General features: G+C 50.6%; 17 protein-coding genes and 3 tRNA genes. 18 read left to right on the forward strand and 2 right to left on the reverse strand.

Annotation, left to right across the window (positions count from 1 at the left end; all coding sequences use genetic code 11):
* The first annotated feature begins 19 nt into the window (after nucleotides 1–19).
* From ABGT54_RS11265 to ABGT54_RS11320, 12 genes are all read left to right on the forward strand, one after another.
* Entirely contained in the window at nucleotides 20–769 is a 750-nt protein-coding gene (locus ABGT54_RS11265; RefSeq protein WP_346664173.1) for a tRNA1(Val) (adenine(37)-N6)-methyltransferase, read from the forward strand.
* A gap of 75 nt (nucleotides 770–844) precedes the next feature.
* Nucleotides 845–1696, forward strand: a complete 852-nt coding sequence (rsmI, locus tag ABGT54_RS11270) for a 16S rRNA (cytidine(1402)-2'-O)-methyltransferase (RefSeq protein WP_346664174.1) — start codon at nucleotides 845–847, stop codon at nucleotides 1694–1696.
* A 137-nt stretch (nucleotides 1697–1833) separates the two neighbouring features.
* Nucleotides 1834–2946: a sn-glycerol-3-phosphate ABC transporter ATP-binding protein UgpC gene (gene ugpC, locus ABGT54_RS11275; protein WP_346664175.1), complete on the forward strand. Its 1113-nt coding sequence runs from the start codon at nucleotides 1834–1836 to the stop codon at nucleotides 2944–2946.
* 112 nt (nucleotides 2947–3058) lie between these two features.
* A complete protein-coding gene (locus ABGT54_RS11280) occupies nucleotides 3059–4144 on the forward strand; it encodes a helix-turn-helix domain-containing protein (protein WP_346664176.1) in 1086 nt (361 codons plus the stop codon).
* Nucleotides 4145–4161: 17 nt separating this feature from the next.
* Nucleotides 4162–6450, forward strand: a complete 2289-nt coding sequence (locus ABGT54_RS11285) for a hydratase (RefSeq protein WP_346664177.1) — start codon at nucleotides 4162–4164, stop codon at nucleotides 6448–6450.
* 90 nt (nucleotides 6451–6540) lie between these two features.
* Nucleotides 6541–6613: transfer RNA gene (locus ABGT54_RS11290), tRNA-Asn, on the forward strand.
* A 209-nt stretch (nucleotides 6614–6822) separates the two neighbouring features.
* Nucleotides 6823–7062, forward strand: coding sequence for an HPr family phosphocarrier protein (locus tag ABGT54_RS11295; RefSeq protein ID WP_346664178.1), 240 nt, complete (start codon nucleotides 6823–6825; stop codon nucleotides 7060–7062).
* Between the two features lie 819 nt (nucleotides 7063–7881).
* Nucleotides 7882–8934: an inorganic phosphate transporter gene (locus tag ABGT54_RS11300; RefSeq protein WP_346664179.1), complete on the forward strand. Its 1053-nt coding sequence runs from the start codon at nucleotides 7882–7884 to the stop codon at nucleotides 8932–8934.
* A 52-nt stretch (nucleotides 8935–8986) separates the two neighbouring features.
* Complete coding sequence (locus tag ABGT54_RS11305) at nucleotides 8987–9610, forward strand: DUF47 family protein (RefSeq protein WP_346664180.1); 624 nt, start codon at nucleotides 8987–8989, stop codon at nucleotides 9608–9610.
* A 214-nt stretch (nucleotides 9611–9824) separates the two neighbouring features.
* Nucleotides 9825–11063, forward strand: a complete 1239-nt coding sequence (glyA, locus tag ABGT54_RS11310) for a serine hydroxymethyltransferase (RefSeq protein WP_346664181.1) — start codon at nucleotides 9825–9827, stop codon at nucleotides 11061–11063.
* A gap of 113 nt (nucleotides 11064–11176) precedes the next feature.
* Nucleotides 11177–12274, forward strand: coding sequence for a DUF3810 domain-containing protein (locus tag ABGT54_RS11315; RefSeq protein WP_346664333.1), 1098 nt, complete (start codon nucleotides 11177–11179; stop codon nucleotides 12272–12274).
* Between the two features lie 44 nt (nucleotides 12275–12318).
* Nucleotides 12319–12990 (forward strand): DUF1847 domain-containing protein, encoded by a 672-nt coding sequence (locus ABGT54_RS11320; protein WP_346664182.1) that lies wholly within the window; start codon nucleotides 12319–12321, stop codon nucleotides 12988–12990.
* A 6-nt stretch (nucleotides 12991–12996) separates the two neighbouring features.
* On the opposite strand, the gene ABGT54_RS11325 is transcribed toward ABGT54_RS11320, so the two are convergent.
* Nucleotides 12997–15153 (reverse strand): DNA topoisomerase III, encoded by a 2157-nt coding sequence (locus tag ABGT54_RS11325; protein ID WP_346664183.1) that lies wholly within the window; start codon nucleotides 15151–15153, stop codon nucleotides 12997–12999.
* Nucleotides 15154–15291: 138 nt separating this feature from the next.
* Here ABGT54_RS11325 and ABGT54_RS11330 point away from each other — a divergent pair.
* Both ABGT54_RS11330 and ABGT54_RS11335 read left to right on the forward strand, forming a co-directional pair.
* A tRNA-Glu gene (locus tag ABGT54_RS11330) sits at nucleotides 15292–15363 on the forward strand.
* A 40-nt stretch (nucleotides 15364–15403) separates the two neighbouring features.
* Nucleotides 15404–15475, forward strand: a tRNA-Cys gene (locus tag ABGT54_RS11335).
* A gap of 245 nt (nucleotides 15476–15720) precedes the next feature.
* Here ABGT54_RS11335 and ABGT54_RS11340 read toward each other — a convergent pair.
* Nucleotides 15721–16173 (reverse strand): hypothetical protein, encoded by a 453-nt coding sequence (locus ABGT54_RS11340; RefSeq protein WP_346664184.1) that lies wholly within the window; start codon nucleotides 16171–16173, stop codon nucleotides 15721–15723.
* A 154-nt stretch (nucleotides 16174–16327) separates the two neighbouring features.
* Here ABGT54_RS11340 and cls point away from each other — a divergent pair, with 154 nt between their 5' ends.
* From cls to ABGT54_RS11360, 4 genes are all read left to right on the forward strand, one after another.
* Complete coding sequence (cls, locus tag ABGT54_RS11345; RefSeq protein ID WP_346664185.1) at nucleotides 16328–17812, forward strand: cardiolipin synthase; 1485 nt, start codon at nucleotides 16328–16330, stop codon at nucleotides 17810–17812.
* Between the two features lie 172 nt (nucleotides 17813–17984).
* Nucleotides 17985–19040 (forward strand): trigger factor, encoded by a 1056-nt coding sequence (gene tig, locus ABGT54_RS11350; RefSeq protein ID WP_346664186.1) that lies wholly within the window; start codon nucleotides 17985–17987, stop codon nucleotides 19038–19040.
* A gap of 68 nt (nucleotides 19041–19108) precedes the next feature.
* Nucleotides 19109–20755, forward strand: a complete 1647-nt coding sequence (locus ABGT54_RS11355; RefSeq protein WP_346664187.1) for an SH3 domain-containing protein — start codon at nucleotides 19109–19111, stop codon at nucleotides 20753–20755.
* Nucleotides 20756–20763: 8 nt separating this feature from the next.
* Nucleotides 20764–21759: a serine hydrolase gene (locus tag ABGT54_RS11360; protein ID WP_346664188.1), complete on the forward strand. Its 996-nt coding sequence runs from the start codon at nucleotides 20764–20766 to the stop codon at nucleotides 21757–21759.
* Nucleotides 21760–21805 lie beyond the last annotated feature (46 nt).

Consider the following 21805-nt stretch of genomic DNA (forward strand, 5'->3'; position numbering starts at 1 on the left):
AGCGCAGGAAGAAAGAATCATGGAAGAGCTTAAAAGGCCGGGAGAACGGGTGGATGATCTGGAGATCCGGGGACGGAAGATCCTCCAGAGCCCAGGCAGATTCTGCTTTGGCATGGACGCGGTGCTCTTAAGCGCATTTGCCCGCGTGGGAAAAAAAGAGCGCGCCCTGGACCTTGGCACAGGCACCGGGATTCTTCCCATTCTTCTGGAGGCAAAATACAGCGGAGACTTTTATGCAGGCCTGGAGATCCAGGAGGAGAGCGCGCAGATGGCCCGCCGCAGCGTGAAACTGAACGGGCTGGAGGAAAAAATCCATATTATAACAGGAGACATCAAAGAAGCAGCTTCCATTTTCGGGGCGGCTTCTTTTGAGGTCATCACAGTCAATCCCCCTTATATGATCGGCGGACACGGGCTGAAAAATGACAGGGAGGCCCTGTATGTTGCCCGGCATGAGGCGCTTTGCACCATCGACGACGTATTGCGGGAGAGCAGTGTGATCTTAAAATCCCGGGGCCGCTTCTATATGGTCCACCGGCCGTTTCGCCTGCCGGAGCTCCTGACCAAGATGTGCAGATATGGATTGGAGCCCAAGCGGATGCGCCTGGTCTGCCCCTATGTGGACAAGGAGCCGAACCTGGTGCTGATCGAGGGGCGAAAAGGCGGGAAACCAAGAATGAAGGTGGAGCCGCCGCTTATCGTGTATGAGAAGGATGGAAGCTATACGGATGAGCTGAACGCTCTGTACGGAAGACAGACGGGCAGATAGACAGATAGACCAAAGAAAAGAAAACTGGCGGGCGTCTGGAAGGCGCCCGGGCTAAAGAGCAGGAGGAAGTGGGAAATGGCAGGAACCCTATATCTGTGCGCGACGCCCATCGGGAATCTGGAGGATATGACGTTCCGGTGCGTGCGCGTTTTGAAAGAAGCAGATCTGATCGCGGCGGAGGACACCCGCAACAGTATCCGGCTTCTGAACCATTTTGAGATCAGAACCCCCATGACCAGTTATCATGAATACAATAAGATCGAAAAAGGGCGAAAGCTGGTGGAAAAATTACAGGAGGGTCTGGACATTGCACTGATCACCGATGCCGGTACACCCGGGATCTCGGATCCCGGAGAGGAGTTGGTGCGGATGTGCCGGGAAGCAGGGATCTGTGTGACGGCAGTGCCGGGAGCCGCGGCCTGCATCACTGCTCTTACGATCTCAGGCCTCCCCACCCGGAGATTTGCCTTTGAGGCCTTTCTCCCCACTGACAAAAAGGAGCGCGCTTTGATCCTGGAAGAGTTAAAAAAGGAAACCCGGACCATTGTTCTTTATGAGGCGCCCCACAGGCTTTTAAAGACACTGGAGCTTCTGCTTGACGCGCTGGGGGACCGGCAGGTACGGGTGTGCAGAGAGCTGACCAAAAAGCACGAAACCGTCTATGAAGCTACGCTGTCCGGCGCTGTGTCTTACTATAAGGAGGAAAAACCAAGGGGAGAATGTGTTCTGGTGATCCGGGGGAAAGACGCGGAAGAAATCCGCCGGGAGCAGCAGCAGAGCTGGGAAGAAATCTCTCTGGAAGCACACATGGAACAGTATCTGACAAAGGGAATGGACCGGAAGGAAGCCATGAAACAGGTGGCAAAAGACCGGGGAGTCAGCAAGAGGGAAGTCTACCAGGCGCTGCTGCAGCAGAAAGAAGACTGAACCACATGGCAGGCGTTGGTCATGTTGTATAGAAATGCGGGAAAAGATTGTTCAACTTGGGTATTTCAGAAAAACAGAAAGTTTACTATACTTTGTATCAGTTAATGAAAACGAAAGTTTTTTAGGAGGAAGAAACAATGGCAAGTTTATCACTGAAGCACATTAACAAAACTTATCCGAACGGATTTGAAGCTGTAAAAGATTTCAATCTTGAGATTGAAGATAAAGAATTTATCATCTTCGTAGGACCGTCAGGATGTGGAAAATCCACCACACTTCGTATGATCGCAGGTCTGGAAGATATCACTTCCGGAGAGCTGAAGATCGGCGACAAAGTTGTCAACGACGTAGAGCCAAAGGACAGAGATATCGCGATGGTATTCCAGAACTACGCTCTGTATCCGCACATGACTGTATATGACAATATGGCATTTGGTCTGAAGCTTAGAAAAGTTCCGAAGGATCAGATCGACAAGATGGTTCGCGAGGCAGCTAAGATCCTTGACCTGGAAGCTCTTCTGGATCGTAAGCCGAAGGCTCTTTCCGGTGGACAGAGACAGCGTGTTGCCATGGGACGTGCCATCGTTCGTAACCCGAAGGTATTCCTGATGGACGAGCCTCTCTCCAACCTGGACGCAAAGCTTCGTGGACAGATGCGTGTAGAGATCTCCAAACTGCATCAGAGACTGGGCACCACCATCATCTATGTAACTCATGACCAGACAGAGGCTATGACCCTTGGTACCAGAATCGTAGTTATGAACGCCGGCGTTGTACAGCAGGTAGATACACCTCAGACTCTGTACGATGCACCGTGCAATATGTTCGTTGCAGGATTCATCGGATCTCCGCAGATGAACTTTATCGATACTACCTGCAAGGTAGAAGGAGACAAAGTATCTCTTAAGACTGCAGCACATACGATCGTACTTCCTGCATCAAAAGCAAAAGCGCTCAAAGACGGCGGCTATGACGGAAAGACCGTTGTTCTTGGTATCCGTCCGGAAGATCTTCATGATGAGGCAGAGTTTATCCAGGCTTCTCCGGATACTGTCATCGAAGCTAAGATCCGTGTATACGAGATGCTGGGTGCAGAAGCGCTCCTGTACTTTGATTATGAAGGAAGCAGCATGACAGCAAGAGTAGATCCCAAGACAGCAGCAAGAAGCGGAGATACTGTGAAGTTTGCCCTGGATGCTGAAAAGATCCATGTATTTGACAAAGAAACAGAGATGACAATTACAAACTAGTCTGAACAGGACTGGCAGGGGATCCCGGAAGCGGGATCCCTTTTTACTTGTGCGATGCGGCGCATATGTGGTAAAATATAACGCAAGTGTACAGAACAGGAGGGAAAATCCTTTGCTTTCAAATCAGTTATTGCACAAAGCAGTGCAAGATGTAAAAAATATCGGCGGCGTGGAGTGCGCCGTCTGGGACAATCGGGGGGTCTGTCTGGTGATGACCAGTGAAAAGATGACCGCCTGGGAACGGGAAGCGGCAGCATTTGGAGAAAGCGGAGCCGAAGAGATGACAGGCAAAGGGATCTCCATGTTCCTGATCCGTGAAGAGGAAGAGCCGGTCTATATCCTGGGAGTGGCCGGAGACGGGCCGGAGACGGTACTGTCCGGGAGATTCGGAGCCAGCCAGATTACCAATCTCCTGTTTGCATACAGGGACCGGATGGATAAGAACCGGTTTATACAGAATCTGATCCTGGATAATATGCTGGTGGTGGACGTCTATAACCAGGCCAAGAAAATGAAGATTCCGGTGGAACTTCGCAGAGTGGTCTTCCTGATCGAATCCAAAAATGAAGGAGAGTCGCTGGTCCTTGAGACCATGAGGGGGCTGTACGCCACCGGAATGCGGGATTTCGTTACAGCAGTGGACGAACGGCATGTGATCCTGGTAAAAGCGCTGGAGGCGACGGATGACTATAGCAGCCTGAACCGGATCGCCCATGAGATCACAGATACGCTCAACATGGAAGCAATGGTAGGCGTCCGGGTGGCCTATGGTACGATCATAGAGGAGTTAAAAGACGTCTCCCGCTCTTACAAAGAAGCAGATATGGCGCTTCAGGTAGGGAGAGTGTTCTACACAGAGAAAAATATCCTGGCTTACAATGAACTGGGGATCGGCAGACTGATCCATCAGCTTTCCCCTTCGCTGTGCGAAATGTTTTTAAAGGAAGTTTTTGAACATGGCGCTGCGGAAAAGTTTGAAGAAGAGGAACTAAGCACAGTCTATACCTTTTTTGACAACAATCTGAATATTTCCGAGACGGCAAGGCAGCTCTATGTACACCGCAATACGCTGGTGTACCGTCTGGAAAAGATCCAGAAGAAAACAGGACTGGACGTGAGGGTGTTTGAAGATGCACTGACATTTAAGATAGCTATGATGGTGGCAGATCATATGAATGATATGTCGCAAAGAGATTAAACAGGAGGAAAAGAAAGATGATAAAATTATACGATTCCGGCGTCTATCTTCTTCACGGCGCCAGTATCCTGGAAGACGGACAGGAGATAAAGGCGCGCACAGGAAAAGACGTTACCAGAGAAGAGGCTGCGAAAAACACGATTGCCTACCGGATCCTGGAAACGCACAATACATCCGGAAACATGGAAAAGCTGCAGATAAAGTTTGACAAACTGACTTCCCACGATATCACATTTGTGGGGATCATCCAGACGGCGCGGGCTTCCGGGCTGGAACGGTTTCCCGTTCCCTATGTACTGACAAACTGCCACAATTCTCTGTGCGCGGTGGGCGGTACGATTAATGAAGATGATCATATGTTCGGACTGACCTGTGCCAAGAAATATGGAGGCGTCTATGTGCCTCCTCACCAGGCAGTCATCCATCAGTATGCCAGAGAGATGCTGGCAGGATGCGGCAAGATGATCCTGGGATCGGACAGCCATACCCGCTACGGGGCGCTGGGAACCATGGCCATGGGAGAAGGCGGACCGGAGTTGGTAAAGCAGCTGCTGAATAAGACTTATGATATCAAGATGCCACAGGTGATCGGTATTTATCTGGATGGCGAACCGGTGAAGGGAGTCGGTCCTCAGGATGTGGCCCTTGCAATTATCGGCGCGACATTTTCCAATGGCTATGTAAACAATAAAGTGATGGAGTTCGTAGGGCCAGGCGTGGAGAAGTTAAGCGCGGACTTCCGGATCGGCATTGATGTCATGACAACAGAGACTACCTGCCTGTCTTCCATCTGGAAGACGGATGAGAAGATCCGGGAATTTTATGAGATCCACGGAAGAGAAGAAGAGTACGAAGAGTTGAATCCGGGAGAGGTGGCCTACTATGACGGCATGGTCTATGTAAACTTAAGCGAGATCCGGCCCATGATCGCCATGCCCTTCCATCCATCCAATACCTACACCATAGAGGAAGTCAATGCAAACTTAAAAGACGTCCTTCATGATGTGGAGAAGAAGGCTCTGGTCAGCCTGGACGGCGCGGTGGACTATTCTTTGCAGGATAAGATCGTGGACGGGAAACTGTATGTAGATCAGGGGATCATTGCCGGCTGTGCAGGCGGAGGATTTGAAAATATCTGCGCGGCCGCAGACATCTTACGAGGCCATTACATCGGCGCAGATGAATTTACCTTCAGCGTCTATCCGGCCAGCACGCCGATCTATATGGAATTGATCAAAAACGGAGCGGCGGCAGATTTGATGGAGGCGGGAACCATCGTAAAAACGGCGTTCTGCGGCCCCTGCTTCGGAGCCGGCGACACCCCGGCCAACGGAGCGTTTTCCATCCGCCACTCCACCAGAAATTTCCCCAACCGGGAAGGATCCAAGCTGCAGAGCGGACAGATCGCGTCCGTGGCACTGATGGACGCAAGGTCGATCGCGGCGACGGCGGCTAACAAGGGCTTCCTGACGCCTGCGACAGATATGGATGTGGAATACAAAGGAAGAACCTATCATTTTGACCGGAACATTTATGCCAACCGCGTCTTTGACAGTAAGGGTGTGGCAGATCCCGGTGTAAAGATCAGGTTCGGACCGAACATCAAGGACTGGCCGGCTATGCCGGCGCTTCCGGAGAACCTGCTTTTGAAGGTGGTGTCGGAGATCCATGATCCGGTGACCACCACCGATGAGCTGATCCCCTCCGGTGAGACTTCCTCCTACCGCTCCAATCCGCTGGGGCTGGCGGAATTTGCCCTGTCCAGAAAGGACCCGGCTTATGTGGGGCGCGCCAAAGAGGTACAGAAGGCGCAGAAGGCCATAGAAGAAGGAACCTGCCCGCTGGAAGTGCTGGAAGAGTTAAAGCCGGTGATGGCTGCGGTAAAGGCGAAATTCCCGGACGCGGGAGAGGGTAATCTTGGCATCGGCAGCACCATTTTTGCGGTAAAGCCGGGCGATGGATCTGCCAGAGAGCAGGCGGCTTCCTGCCAGAAAGTACTGGGCGGCTGGGCGAATATCGCCAGTGAATATGCCACCAAGCGGTACCGTTCCAATCTGATCAACTGGGGCATGCTGCCGTTCCTCACAGAAGAGGATCATGAACACTTAAGCTTCGCAAACGGCGATTACATCTTCGTGCCGGAGATCCGGAGAGCGATTGCAAATAAGGCGGCGGAGGTTAAGGCTTATGTGGTGAAAGGCGCAGACCTTGCGGAAGTGACCTTTAAGCTTGGCGACATGACCGACGCGGAGCGGGAGATCATCGAAAAAGGATGTCTCATCAATTATTATAAAAGCCAGCGTTAAGGCAGAAAAAAGAGCACGGAAAAAGATAGTAAAAAGTCTTGAAAAGTCAATAGAACTGTGGTAAATTATATGTGTTGTCAAAACACATATTCCTCCTTAGCTCAGTCGGTAGAGCACTCGGCTGTTAACCGAGTTGTCGTTGGTTCGAGTCCAACAGGGGGAGGGTTCGCAGGGCCTGCAATGAATTTGCAGGCCCTGTTTTGTAATTGGCAATTCGTTTTTGAGGGAATCCGCTTGAACTTGTGAAATGGAGAGAAATTGACCCAGAAAATCCTGAAAGGCTGAAAAGCTTTTGCTAAGGTTTTATTTTTTTATATTCAAATCCTGCGAAATAGTGTATAGTAGACAAGAGTGTGCAGGAGGTAGCAGGAAATGATAGAAAGAAAGATTAAATTTGTAACACCAGAGCAGATCATGTCTTTTTGTTCAGCCTGTCAGAAAATGAAATCCGATGTCGATGTGGTGAATATGTCCAACCGGCATGTGAAGATTGACGGGAAATCTATCGTCGGCCTGATGACCATCAAGCTGGGGATGCCAATGATGCTGATCGTCAACGGAGAGGATGAAGGCCTTGCAGAGGAAAAGTTCTCTTCTTATCTGGCGGACTAGCAGAAGAGCAGAGAGGTTATGAAAAGGGGAAAACTACGGCCGGGAGCCGTAGTTTTTTTGTGCCGGAGCGCCGGTAATCTCCCAAAAGAGGTGTCAGCGTTTTCTAAATAGACAGGAGGCCTTCAGGAGAGGAAGAAATAATAACTGAAAATTCTGCAAATAATAAAGAAAAGAGAAAAAATAAAATTTTTTAGAAAAAAGTTATTGACAATTAAAAGCCGGAGTGTTATATTAAAGATACAAAATAACAGATGTTCATTATAAGACAGACGCGAGCTGTAAATAATGAAAATGTTATTTTTCATCAACACAAGTGTTGAAGAAGATTTCCCGGAAGAAGAAATGCCGAAGGCATCGGGAAGAAAAATTTTACGAAAGGAAGGTACGGACCACCGAACACGTAAAATAAGTTTACCAGATTTTTTTAAAAGAAAGAGGTAAAAAAGAATGACAGAACCAACAAAGTAGGGGCGGATATCAAATAAATGAGTTTGGTATCCGCCTTTACTATGTGGAAAAACAGCGCTGGGAGAATGTGTTAATAAAACGCAAAGAATGTCCTGTAGCACGGGCAGATGTTCAGACAGACATTGACAAGCACTTTGGGTGATGTTATATTCTGGTTAAATCTTTGTAAAAACTAATGACAGGAGGAAGACAGATACACAGAGGCAGGGTGTTTCATATACAGCAGGAGCAGTGTATGAGTAGTTGGCTTTCCGACGGTCATTTTTTTTGTGCAGAGAAATGCGCTGCCGTCTCCGGCAGAGCAGGAAACTTGTCTGTAACGAAGGGTTTTGTATAGAAAAAGGAGAAATTATGGACGTATCATTTTCGTATTTTTGTCAGGAGGTTCTGTCGAATCCGGTCATGCTGATCACGGTTCTCCTGACGCTGGGAGTTATTTTTGTCAATGGCTGGACCGATGCGCCCAATGCCATTGCTACCTGCATTGGCACCAGAACGATGCAGGTGCGCCACGCCATCTGGATGAGCGCGGCTTTCAATTTTCTTGGCGTGCTGGTAATGACGCGGATCAACAGCTCGGTGGCTTCCACCATCAGTAACATGGTAGATTTCGGCGGGGAGACGCATCAGGCGCTGGTGGCGCTGTGCGCGGCTCTGTTTTCTATTGTGGTTTACAGTGTGGCTGCTTCGTTGTTTGGCATCCCCACCAGCGAGAGCCACAGTCTGATCGCCGGTCTTTCCGGCGCGGCGATCGCGGTGCAGGGAGGCATTGGCGGCATCAATTTCCAGGAATGGGTAAAGGTGCTGTATGGTCTGGTGTTAAGCCTTGCCCTGGGATTTTTTGTGGGATGGGCGATCTGCAAAGTGGTTGCGCTGATCTGCGCGGATATGGACCGGCGAAAGACCGGATCTTTCTTCCGCGGCGGCCAGATCTTTGGCGCGGCTTTTATGAGTTTTATGCACGGCGCCCAGGACGGGCAGAAATTTATCGGCGTGCTCTTTTTGGGAGTTGCCTTCTGCAACGGGCAAAACAGTGTGGAAGGAATGATGATCCCGGTGTGGCTGATGATCCTGTGCTCAACGGTTATGGGCGTCGGCACCAGTGTTGGAGGGGAAAAGATTATTAAGTCTGTGGGAATGGACATGGTGAAGCTGGAGAAATTCCAGGGATTTTCTGCGGATCTGGCGGGAGCTTTCTGCCTTCTTCTGGCCAGTGTATCCGGGATCCCGGTGTCCACCACGCATACCAAGACCAGCGCGATCATGGGCGTGGGAGCGGTCAAACGGCTCTCTGCCATTAATTTTGGCGTGGTAAAGGACATGATGCTTACCTGGATCTTTACATTTCCGGGCTGCGGGCTGATCAGTTTTGTGATGGCGAAAATATTTATGATGTTTTTCTAAACGTTTTTCTAAACATTTTTCTAAGGTGAGTTTAATTTAGGAGGAAAAAGAAATGGCAAGAAAACAGGATGCGTACTATTTTAATAATTTCGTGGCGTGTGCGGAGGAGTCCTGCCACGCGGCCCATCTTCTGCGGAAGGTGCTGGGAGAATTTCACCCGGATGATCTGAAGCGGTATCTGGATGAGATTCATGAGATTGAAAACCGGGCGGACGGGAAAAAGCACGACATGCTGGACCGGCTGGCAAAAGAGTTTATCCCGCCCATCGAACGGGAGGATATCGTGGAGTTAAGTCAGCACATCGACACCATGACGGATAAAGTCGAAGACGTGCTGATGCGGGTGTACATGAGCAACGTGCAGGAGATCGAGCCGGATGCGCTGGAGATGACAGATGTGGTGATCCGGTGCTGTGAAAAAGTACGGGATCTTCTGCAGGTGTTTTCTGATTTCCGCCATGCAAAGAATCTGAAAGAACAGATCATAGAGATCAACGATCTGGAAGAACAGTCGGACCGTCTGTTTATGGCCAGCATGAGAAGGCTGCACACAGAATGTCAGGATCCGCTTCATATCATAGCGTGGAGAGAGATCTATATTTACCTGGAGCGCTGCGCGGACGCCTGCGAGCATGTGGCGGACACGGTGGAAAGTGTGGTAATGAAAAATTCATAACCCAAACGGGGACGGGGGATTTTTAAAAATCCCCCGTCCCCGTTTGGGTTATCCACTCCCCATCCCCCGTTTTTTCCCACAAACTGTGGAAAACTGTCTTTTTTGACAGGAATTAATGTAATGAGTGTAAATTTTTGGCATCTGTGGTAAAATGAGTGCATAGGTTTTGTAGTTCTGTTGATATGTCAGAGTTTTTGAGACTGGAGGGATGTATATGTATACGTTTGATGACATCAGGAAGGTGGACCCTGAAGTGGCCGGAGCCATTGAGGCAGAGGGCGAACGACAGAATTCGCATATTGAGCTGATCGCGTCTGAGAACTGGGTGAGCAAGGCGGTGATGTCTGCCATGGGCAGTATCCTGACCAATAAGTATGCGGAAGGATACCCGGGGCGCAGATATTACGGCGGCTGCCAGTGTGTGGACGTGGTGGAAGATCTTGCGAGGGACCGGGCGAAGAAGTTGTTTGGCTGCGATTATGCCAATGTGCAGCCGCATTCCGGAGCGCAGGCCAATCTGGCGGCGTTTTTTGCCATCCTGAAGCCCGGGGACAAGATTCTGGGAATGAATCTGGATCATGGCGGCCATCTGACCCATGGATCGCCGGTAAATTTATCCGGACAATATTTTACCACTTCTTTTTATGGTGTAAATGATCAGGGCGTGATCGATTATGAGGAGGTGCGAAAGACAGCTCTGCGCGAGAAGCCGAAGCTGATCATTGCCGGAGCCAGCGCATATCCCAGGATCATTGATTTTAAAAAGTTTCGGGAGATTGCAGACGAGGTTGGGGCTTATCTGATGGTAGATATGGCCCACATCGCCGGACTGGTGGCGGCGGGACTGCACCCCAGCCCGATCCCTTATGCGGATGTGGTAACAACTACAACTCACAAGACACTTAGAGGACCAAGAGGCGGAATGATCCTGGCGAATCAGGCGGCGGCTGAGAAATTTAATTTTGACAAGGCTGTATTTCCGGGAACGCAGGGCGGTCCGCTGGAGCATGTGATCGCCGGGAAGGCGGTCTGCTTCCAGGAAGCGTTGAAGCCGGAGTTTAAAGAATATCAGGAGCAGATCCTCGTGAATGCCAAAGCGCTGGCAAAAGGGCTGATGGACCGGGGAATAAAACTGGTGTCCGGCGGGACCGATAACCATCTGATGCTGGTAGACTTAAGCGAAGAGGATGTGACCGGAAAGGATCTGGAGATCCGTCTGGACGAGGCGCACATTACCTGTAATAAAAACGCAATCCCCAATGATCCCAGATCGCCAAAGGTGACCAGCGGCGTGCGTCTGGGAACTCCGGCGGTGACGACCCGCGGCATGCAAGAGGCGGATATGGACAAGATTGCAGAAGCTATTGCCATGGTAATCCGTGACGAGTGTTATGTGGGACAGGCCAGAAGGATCGTAGAAAAGCTGACGGAAAAGTATCCGCTGGTTTACTAGGGGGTTGTCAGAAGCTGTCTGTAATACATCTCATGGAAAAAAAGAAGAGAAACATATTTTTTATCAGAATCAAACAATATGCCGGCGGCCTTTTTCTGGCGGCCGGCATTGTGATGACTGTGCTGGCAAGATATCGGGAAGGAGCGGCTCAGTGGTACAGTACCCATGTGTATCCCCTGTGGGTCGGTACGGTGGGGAGAGTGTTCGACCTTATTCCCTTTTCAGCAGCAGAACTGCTGCTGTATCTTTTCTGTGCGTGGTTTCTTTGTTCCCTTGTACGGCTGGTACGGAGGATGAAGCAAAGGAAGGAAGATACGGCAGAAGGGCCGGAGGAAATGGGAATAAGGAAACGAGACCTTTTCATCTCGTGGGCCGCAGGTCTTTTTCTGGCGGCCGGGATCCTCTATGTTCTCTATGTGCTGAACTGCGGGATCAATTATTACCGGACGTCTTTTTCGGAAAGCTCGGGGATCACGATGGAGACTTATACGACGGAAGAACTTACCTTCGTCTGCAGGACGCTGACGGAAGAAGTCAATGAAAGAAGCGACCAGGTAAGCCGGGACGCGCAGGGGGTTATGGAGCTTGCGGATGGAAAAAAAGGAGAGGTAAGGGAGAGGGCGGTAAAGGCCATGCAGAAACTGGGAGAAGATTATCCGGAATTGTCCGGGTATTATCCGAAGCCCAAGCCGCTTCTGAACTCCTGGATCCTGTCGGTACAGAAACTGTCCGGCATCTATTCCCCTTTTACGGTGGAGGCAAATTATAACTCTGCCATGACAGATTACAACATCCCGTTTACGGCCTGTCATGAGTTGTCACATCTGAAAGGGTTTATGCAGGAGCAGGAGGCGAATTTTATCGCGTTTCTGGCAGGGATCGGTTTTACGGATCCGGAATTTCAGTATAGCAGTTATCTGACGGGCTGGATCTATTGTATGAATGTGCTCCGGAATGCTGCCCCGGAAGCGTGGCGTGATATCCGGGAGTCATTGCTGCCGGAAGTGCAGAGGGATCTGCAGGCCAACAGTGAGTTCTGGGCCGGTTATGACGGGGCGGTGGCCGAGGTGGCTGATCAGGTCAATGACCATTATCTGCAGGCCAATGGTCAGGAGGAGGGCGTCAGAAGCTATGACCGGATGGTGGATCTGATCGTGGCATATTACCGGCAGATGCCGGACGCGGATGAAGCGTCCGAAGGAAGCCAATAGCAGATAAAAGAAAGAAAAAAGCAGGGAAAGAGAGGATGAGAGGAATGAAATTAGAGGAAATGTCATGTATTGACTGTGGTGTGAAAAAATGCAACAGCAAGACAGAAGTGGGAAGAGAGGAGTTCCCCCCATTCTGTGTCACCACCCACCTGGATCCGGAAGTGCTGGCAGACGCCATGGAGTGCTACAAAGATCCGGAAAATCATAAGGTAATGGTGGCTGCGGCCATGGTAGAGTATGAGCATTACTGCGAGTATACCCGGGTGGAGGAGATCATAGAATTTGCAAAGCAGATCGGGGCAAAAAAGATCGGGATCGCAACCTGCGTGGGCCTTTTGAAAGAAAGCCGGATCCTGGCGTCTATCCTGAGAGATCACGGCTTTGAAGTAGTGGGGGTTGCCTGTAAGGCGGGATGCGTCAGGAAAGTGGATGTTGGGATCCCGGAAGAATGCAATGCCATTGGCATCCATATGTGTAATCCGATCCACCAGGCAAAATATCTGAACAGCAAACATACGGATCTTAACGTGGTGATGGGCCTGTGCGTTGGTCATGACAGTCTGTTTTATAAGTATTCCGAAGCGCTTACGACTACAGGTGTGACAAAGGACCGCGTCCTGGGACATAACCCGGCGGCGGCCCTTTATACGGCTGACACATATTATGCAAAAAAACTGAAAAAACAGGCAGATGAAGCGCCGGAAAAGCTGGTGTAAGGCCGGTCAGTTGTCCAGTTTAATACCGGACAGGGCCTGGGCAAATGCGTTGTTGATGGCTTCATCTTTCTGACTGTTCAGGTATCGCCGGACGTCTTTTTTGGAGACTCCGGCGCCTTCTTTTTCTCTGCGCTTTTTAAAGGCGTCCAGTTTTTCTTTATAACCGCAGGAGCAGACAAAGGTTTCTTCGCCGCCCTTTTTCAAAAGCTCCATTTTTTTATGGCACTGGGGACAGCGGGCGTTGCTGGTGCGGGCGATGGTTTCCCGATAGCCGCATTCCCGGTCCTGGCAAACCAGGAGCCGGCTGTTTTTGCCATTTACCGCAAGCATCCGTTTGCCACAGCGGGGACATCTGGTGTTGGTCAGGTTGTCGTGGCGGAACTGGCCTTCGGCGGTGCGGATCTCCTGGATGAGATCTCTGGTATAGCCTTCAATAGACTGGATAAAGGGTCCTTCTTTATGGGTTCCTTTTGCAATATTGGAAAGTTCCAGCTCCCAGCGGGCGGTAAGCTCCGGCTTTTTTAAATCATCCGGTACAAGGGAGAGCAGCTGCCTGCCTTTGGAAGTGACCAGAATGTCCTGCCCCTTTTTTTCGATCAGAAAAGAATGGAAGAGTTTTTCGATAATGTCGGCCCGGGTGGCCACAGTGCCAAGACCGCCGGTCTCGCTGATGGCTTTGCGTTCTTTCTGATCCTGGGATTCCATGTACTGGAGAGGGTTTTCCATGGCGCCCAGAAGGGTTGCTTCAGTAAAATGCGGAGGGGGCGTGGTCTTTCCGGTGGTCAGAGAGATCGGATCCGGTGTCAGAACGTCTCCTTTTTTCAGCTCGGGCAGATTTTTTTCTTCCTTTTCTTCATCCTCATAGATTTCCTTCCATCCTGCAGATGTAATATGCCGGCCTTCCGCGGCAAACACCTCTCCTTCGATCTCTCCTTTTAGGGTGGTGTGTTCATATGCAAAGGGAGGATAGAGCACGCTGATGAACCGGCGGACCACCAGATCATAGATCTTTCTCTCGTCGCTGGTCATGTTGGAAAAGATGGCGGCTTCCTCGGTGGGGATGATGGCGTGGTGGTCGCTGACCTTGCGGTCATCCACAAAGGAACGGTCTCCCCTGATCTGCGCGCGCAGAAGCTTAGGGATAAAAGCTTTGTAAGGCCCCTGGTTGCAGGCCTGCAGCCGTTCTTTGATGGTGGGAACGATATCTGTGCCAATGTAGCGGGAATCGGTCCTTGGGTAGGTAAGGACTTTGTGCGTTTCATAAAGACGCTGCATGATGTTCAGGGTTTCTTTTGCAGAGTAGCCGAACCGCTGGTTAGCCTCCCGCTGCAGTTCGGTCAGGTCGTAGAGACCGGGAGAACCTGTCTTTTTGGCAGTTTTCTGTACTTCTGTAACTGTAAGTTTTTTCCCCTGCAACCGTTGCCTTAGGGTGGTGAGGAAGTCTTTCTGGAAGGAGCGGGAGCTGCCGCTTTTTTTCTGGCGCCAGGACCATTTGATGCCTCCTGCCAGGCAGGTGAGACCGTAGTATTCTTCCGGCTGGAATCTGCGGATAGCGTCTTCTCTGGATGCGATGATGGCCAGAGTAGGAGTCTGGACCCGCCCGCAGGATAGCTGGGCATTGTATTTGCAGGTGAGTGCGCGGGTAGCGTTGATGCCTACCAGCCAGTCGGCTTTGGCCCGGCTTCTTGCAGCATGATACAGGGGATCATACTGGCGGCCGTCTTTTAAATGAGAGAAGCCTTCCCGGATGGCTTTGTCTGTGACCGAAGAAATCCACAGGCGGCGGATGGGTTTGCGACACCCGGATTTTTCCAGGATCCAGCGGGCCACCAGTTCTCCTTCCCTGCCGGCGTCAGTGGCAATGATGATCTGATCGATGTCCTTGCGGAAAAGCAGGGCCTTGACGTGGCTGTATTGTTTGGCAGTCTGACGGATCACTACCAGCTCCCATTTTTTGGGAACCATGGGAAGATCTTCCATTTTCCATTCTTTATATTTTTTATCGTAGCCTTCCGGGTCAGCCAGAGTGATCAGGTGTCCCAGAGCCCAGGTGACCACATATTGGTCGCCTTCTATACCCCCGGAAATGTTTTTGCGGCAGCCCAGGACTCTTGCAATGTCCCGGGCGACAGAAGGCTTTTCGGCTATAACTAATGATTTCATAGCATATGTCTCCTTTTTGATTTCTCTCCTCACGATAGCGGATTCACGGAAGTTTGTCAATTGCTATAAAAAACCGTTGCAAAGTCACAGGGAGTGTGATATGATTAACCACGGTCACGTTGGAAACATTTGTGGCATGGCCCCGTGGTCAAGCGGTCAAGACATCGCCCTTTCACGGCGGTAACACGGGTTCGATTCCCGTCGGGGTCATTTGCGCTTAGCCGTATCAAAGACGGTCGCTAAGTGCTCGGGCGCAGTAGCCAAGCGGTAAGGCATGGGTCTGCAACACCCTGATGCACCGGTTCAAATCCGGTCTGCGCCTCTTTGGATTCCCGGAAACGTATTGTTTCCGGGATTTTTTTGTTGTGATATCTTGATTGAGAAGGGTATGCCTGTTTCGGAGATTGCAGACGCATTGGAGGAGACGGAGGAAGTTGCCTGCGGGATGATTGACAGACTGAAATAGACGGATCCGCTGATAAGCGGTGAAAATGGGAAAGGCGGAGGAAAGGCCAGAGCAGACGGACTGGAATGTCCGGGGCTCTGGCCTTGTCACGGTTCTGTTTTTTAATTTTTCTGTGCTTTGTCGCGCAGTCTGGCGAAAAATCCTTTTTTCTTTTCCGGTGTAGCCAGAGGACCGCGGATGCCTCTTACTGCGGTGATGTAGATGCCGCTGACAGTGGCCTTGACTTCTTTTTTTACCGGGATCAGAGGATAGATCTCGGCGTCGCACATCAGGGTCATGATCTTTGGACCCACCTTGGCTTTTACTACAGGCACCTTAGAGCGCCGTAGGTATTTGGGCGTGCTTTCCAGTACGATCGGAGGGAAGTCCGCGTCTTTGAGACGGATCTTTCCTTTATCGATGATCAGCATGGAAATGGTCTGGGCTACAGCGTCCAGCTGTTCCTGCTGCTCTGCCTGTCTTTTTTCTGCTTTTTTTCCAAGAAAATATAAAACGACACATGCGATGATCAGTACAACTAAAATCACAAGTAATACGATGGTTAACGTACTCACGGGGAACCTCCTATATTCTAAAAATTTCACGCATTTTATTGTATCATTGTTTGTAGACAAGTGCAAGCAATTTGATGGTATAGGGTTACTTTTCTTGACAGAACCGTTATAATATGGTATTAGGGTTAGAATATCAGATGGGAGGAAACGTCATATGCCGGACACGATAGCAGAAACATTTACAACTTCATATATATGGCTGTGGGAGCACATGTTTTTGATTAATGTGATCTTTTCTTTCCTGATCATCTTTTTTCAGAGGCGCAATCCCACCACTGTGTGGGCCTGGCTTCTTTTACTGTATTTTATTCCCATTCTGGGATTTGTCCTGTACCTGATCCTGGGGCAGAACTTCCGGAAGGACCGGATGTTTAAGATGAAGGAGATCGAAGGAGAGATCAAATACGCAGTCCGGCGCCAGGAGGAATCCATCTACCGGAAAAGACTGCGCCTGCGGGATCCGGAGCTGGACCGGTTTAAAAGCCTGATCCTCTATAACCTGAACGAAGGCGAGGCGGTGCTGACGGATAACAATGACGTCCGCATCTATACCGATGGCAGAGAGAAGTTTGACGCGCTTTTAAATGAGATGGATCATGCCAGAAATTATATTCATATCCAGTATTATATTATGAGAAATGATGAACTCTGGAAGGAGATCGAAGAGGTTCTTCTACGCAAGGCAAGGCAGGGCGTGGAGATCCGGGTTCTGTTTGACAGCATGGGCTGCAGGGGGAGAAAGGGCATGCACCGGGCGGACTGGGAACGGCTTACCAGGGCCGGCATCCAGGTGGCAGAGTTTTTCCCGGCAGTGCTGGGTAAACTGCAGCTGCGGGTGAATTACCGCAATCACCGTAAGATTGTGGTGATCGACGGACGGATCGGCTTTGTGGGAGGATTTAATGTCGGACGGGAATATCTGGGGAAGGACCGGAAGTTCGGGTACTGGAGAGACACCCATATCTGTATCGAGGGATCGGCGGTGACCTCTCTGGCAGTGCGCTTCGTACTGGACTGGAACTATGCGGCCAGGGAAAATATATTTCTGGAGGACCGGCTGTTTGAGATTCCGACTTATGTAAGAAACGGCCGGGATCCGGTGCAGATCATTTCCAGTGGGCCGGACTCCAGGAGCCAGGTGATCCGCAACAATTATCTGCGGCTGATCCATATGGCCAGGAAAAGTATTTATATCCAGACTCCCTACTTTATTCCGGACGATGACATCAAAGACGCGCTGATCATTGCGGTAAAGTCCGGCATTGACGTGCGGATCATGGTGCCCTGCAAGCCGGATCATCCGTTTGTGTACTGGGCGACGTATTCTTATCTGGGCGAACTGATCGAGGCGGGAGCCAGATGTTACACTTATGACAATGGATTTCTCCACGCGAAATGTATGAGTGTGGACGGCCTGGTTACCTGTATGGGAACAGCCAATATGGATATCCGCAGTTTTGCCCTGAATTTTGAGGTAAATGCTGTGATCTACAGCGCCAGGACGACAGCGCAGTTCCAGGAGGCGTTTGAGAATGATATTCTAAAGAGTACGCTGGTGACGCGTAAAAGCTATAAGCAGAGAGATCTTACGATCCGTGTGAAGGAGCAGTTCTGCAGGCTGTTGTCTCCTGTGCTCTAGAAGGGAGAGCCGCGGCAGTCCCGCGCTTTGCGCGTAATTTGTTATAAAAGTGTGAAATATACGGGAAAATACTAGGAAAGAGTCCGCAGATATGCTATAACATAATAGTGTGATGCCAGGGGCAGCCTGCAGGCATCGCCGAGTATTTTTATCAGAATTATTGAGGTGTAATATGAAAAAGAGATTTGTAGTTATGTTGACCGGGGTGTTTGCGGCGTCTATGTTGCTTTCCGGATGTGAGGCCAGCAAAGGGCTGGATACCGAGAAGCTGACCATTACCCAGTACAAAGGGGTGGAAGTAGATGAGGTGGACAAGCCGGAGGATATTACAGAGGAGGATGTAGATCAGGCCATTGAGGCGACGCTGCAGACCAACGCTACCACAGAAGAAGTGACGGGGCGTGCGGTAGAGTCCGGGGATACGGCTACCATTGATTTTACAGGAAAGATTGACGGTGTGGAGTTTGAGGGCGGATCCAGCACGGATTATCCGCTGGAGATCGGATCCGGTTCCTTTATCGAGGGATTTGAGGACAGCATCATCGGCCACAATATTGGCGAAACCTTTGACTGGAATGGAAAATTCCCGGATGATTACAGCAATACCGACTATGCGGGCAAGGATGTAACCTTTACCATTACGGTAAAAGGGATCAGCGAGCAGAAGGTGCCGGAGCTGAATGATGATTTTGTAAAGACAGTATCTGAAGAATCCAAGACCGTGGCTGAATATAAGAAAGAAATGAAGAAACAGCTGGAAGAGGAAGCGCAGACCAATTACGAGGACACTCTGCGTTCAGAAGTGTGGACAGCGGTGCTGGAGAATACAGAAGTAAAGAAGTATCCCAAGGATGAGGTCAAAGAAATGAGCGATTCTCTGATGGAACAGTACCAGACTATGGCGGAGTATTATGAGCAGGATCTGGAGGATTTTATCCAGACACAGATGGGAATGTCCATGGAGGATTTTGAGAGCCAGGTGGACGAAGCGGTGAAATCCAGTATCAAACAGAGTATGGTGACTGAGGCGATCGCAAAGCAGGAGAAGATCGAACCCACCAAAAAAGAATATAACAAAGAATACAAAGAGCTGGCTGCCGCCTATAATTATGCGGATGTAGACGCGCTGAAAGAAGCAGTGGATGAGGAAGATTTAAAAGAAGTGGCGCTGAATAATATTGTGCTGGACTGGCTGGTGGATAACTGTATCCAGGTGGCCGGGAAATAACCGGAGACAGATAGCTGCCGGCAGGAGTAGTCCTGCCGGCGGTTTCTCATACAAGGGAGGAAAGTAAGATGAAAAAGTATTGTTTGAACTGTATGCGTGAGATTGCAGAAGGGGTGTTCTGTAAGGAGTGTGAGCAGCGAAAGATACCGGATACCCTGCCGTATCAGCTGAAGCCTGGAACCGTACTGAACGGGAAGTATCTGGCTGGCAAGGCGATCAAAGAGGATGAAGCCGGGATTACTTATATCGGACGGGATCTGGTCCTGGACACAAAAATACAGATCAAGGAGTATTTCCCGGTGGGAAGTATCAGCAGGAATGGCGGGGAATCCAGCCGTCTGACGTTCCAGAATGAACAGCAGAAGGAACAGTTCCGCAGAGGGCTCGGCCAGTTCCTGGAGCAGGCCAGAAACCTTGCAAAAAATACGTCGGCTATGGGAGGCGGTAAGGTAAAGGATTTCTTTGAGGAAAATGAAACCGCTTATATGATCCTGGAAGAGGGCGCGGGGAAGATGGAGACGCGGTACGGCCGCGAACCGGAGACGCGGTATGGCCGTGAACCGGAGATGCGGCATGGCCATGAATCTGAGACTGTCGGAAATCGGAGGACAGACAGTACCGCCCCTGTTGCAGAGCCGCCAAAGAAAAAGAACCGGGCGCTGGTGCCTGTGCTTTTGGGATGTGCGGTCTTGCTTGCGGCGGCTGTGTTTGTCGCGGTATTTTTCCTTAGGGATACAGAGCCTGCAGTACAGACAGAAGGAGATTATTATGTCACCGGCTGTAAGGGAGTGCTGAAAGTCCGGGAGACGGAAGATGAGGACAGCAAGGTGCTGACCAGTCTGAATAACGGGGAAAAAGTCTCCCTTGTAGAGAGGGGAGGAAACGGCAGCTGGAAGGTCTATGTGGAAGCGGAAGAAGTTACCGGTTATCTGGATTATCATTATCTGACCAATGACCGGGATGCGGCCATGGAACCGATCTCCAGGTATGTGTCGGTGGGAGAAGACGAAGAACTGACCATTCTTAGCAGTTCGGAAGGAGACGGTTCATCGGTCGGGATCCTGGAGCGAGGCGACGAGGTGACGGTGCTGGCGCTGCCGGATAAAGAGTATGCTTATATTTATGCTGCAGAGGCGAAGGCTTACGGATATATTGACCGGAGCAAGCTTGCAGAAGAGAAACCGGCCGAGGTGAAGGATGAAGAAGATGACGATCAGTCCGGGGCAACGACTTCCGGACAGACGGCAGCTGATCTCATCGGGCCCGGCACGCCTCCGGCCAGGGATCTGGGCGTCTATTATGTAAATGTGCAGAAAGGCTACCTGGCGCTTCGTAATGCCAAGGCGTTTGATACCACAAATGAGATCGGTAAGATGTATAACGGAGATTATGTCTATGTGCTCCGCAAAGACGGAGAATACTGGTATGTATATTCCCCGTTCCTTGGTTCTTACGGATATACCAACGCGAATTATCTGGTAAGTTCTTACAGCAGTGTGTACCATTACAATAGTTCGGTCTATTATGCAAGCGTGGCGTCCGGGTATCTGGCGCTTCGCAATGCGCCGTCTTATGACGCGGCCAATGAGATTGGCAAGATCGCCAATGGACAGGAGGTAGATCTGATCGATTCTTCTCTTGGGACATACTGGTATGTGTATGTGCCTTCCCTTGGCAAGTACGGATATGTAAACAGTGATTATCTGAGGAAATAAGGTGGAATATGAAAAAGGCAGTGAGGATTCTTTCCTTTATTCTGGCCATTCTTCTGGTGGTTCTTGTTCTGGTGGTCTTTTTTCAGAGCCGGTCAGGGGAGAAAGAAAAGAAAACGCAGAAGGCGGATCCGGTCAGGATTGTGGAGCGGCCGTCTAAGGCGGAAGCATCGGACGAGTCGAAAGACGTGGAAGCGACAGAAAAGGAAGAGACTGCGAAAGAAGAGGAGTCCCGGGATACGGATGCAGAAGCGATAGAAAAGGGAGAGGCGCAAAGTACAGGCGGAAACGTGCAGGAGCTGACTGGCCGCCTGCAGCAGCTGGTAAGCACGGAATATGGAGCAGGCGGCCAGGTGGCGGTCAGCGCAGGACGGATCTCGGAAGGAGAGCTGGCTTCTGTGGGCGGCGGCCCTATGCAGGCAGCCAGTCTGATCAAGCTTTATGTAGCCGGATGTGTATATGAAAATTACGGGACGGTCAGCGGACAGGATACTTACGGAGGGGAGACGGACAGCCTCCTTCGTTCCATGATCACGGTCAGTGACAATGATGCCTGCAATACGCTGGTGGCAAGGCTGGGATCGGGATCTGCGGCAAATGGTATGAGCCTGGTGAATCAGTACTGCGGCGCCCATGGATTTTCGGACACGCATATGGGACGCCTGATGCTGCAGCCCAATGATGCAGATGACAATTATACCTCTGTACGGGACTGCTGTAATTTCCTCAAGATGGCGGGATCCGGGCAGCTGGAAGGAGGGGAGTCGATCCTTGGTCTTATGAATCAGCAGCAGAGAAGAAGCAAGATCCCGGCCGGGATTCCGGCAGGAGTTACGGTGGGCAATAAGACGGGCGAGCTCTCGGATGTGGAGAATGACGCAGCAATCGTGTATGCTGCCGGGGGCACTTATGTGATATGTGTGATGTCTGAGAATCTAAGCAATCCCGGCGCAGCCAGACAGTTTATTACCCGGTCGTCCGGCGTGGTGTATGAGATGCTGCAGTAAGAAAACATTTCTGGAAGCGTCAGACCGGCCATCGGCAGATGTTATC

Source organism: uncultured Merdimonas sp. (assembly GCF_963929015.1).
In the GTDB taxonomy this organism is placed as follows: Bacteria; Bacillota; Clostridia; order Lachnospirales; family Lachnospiraceae; genus Merdimonas.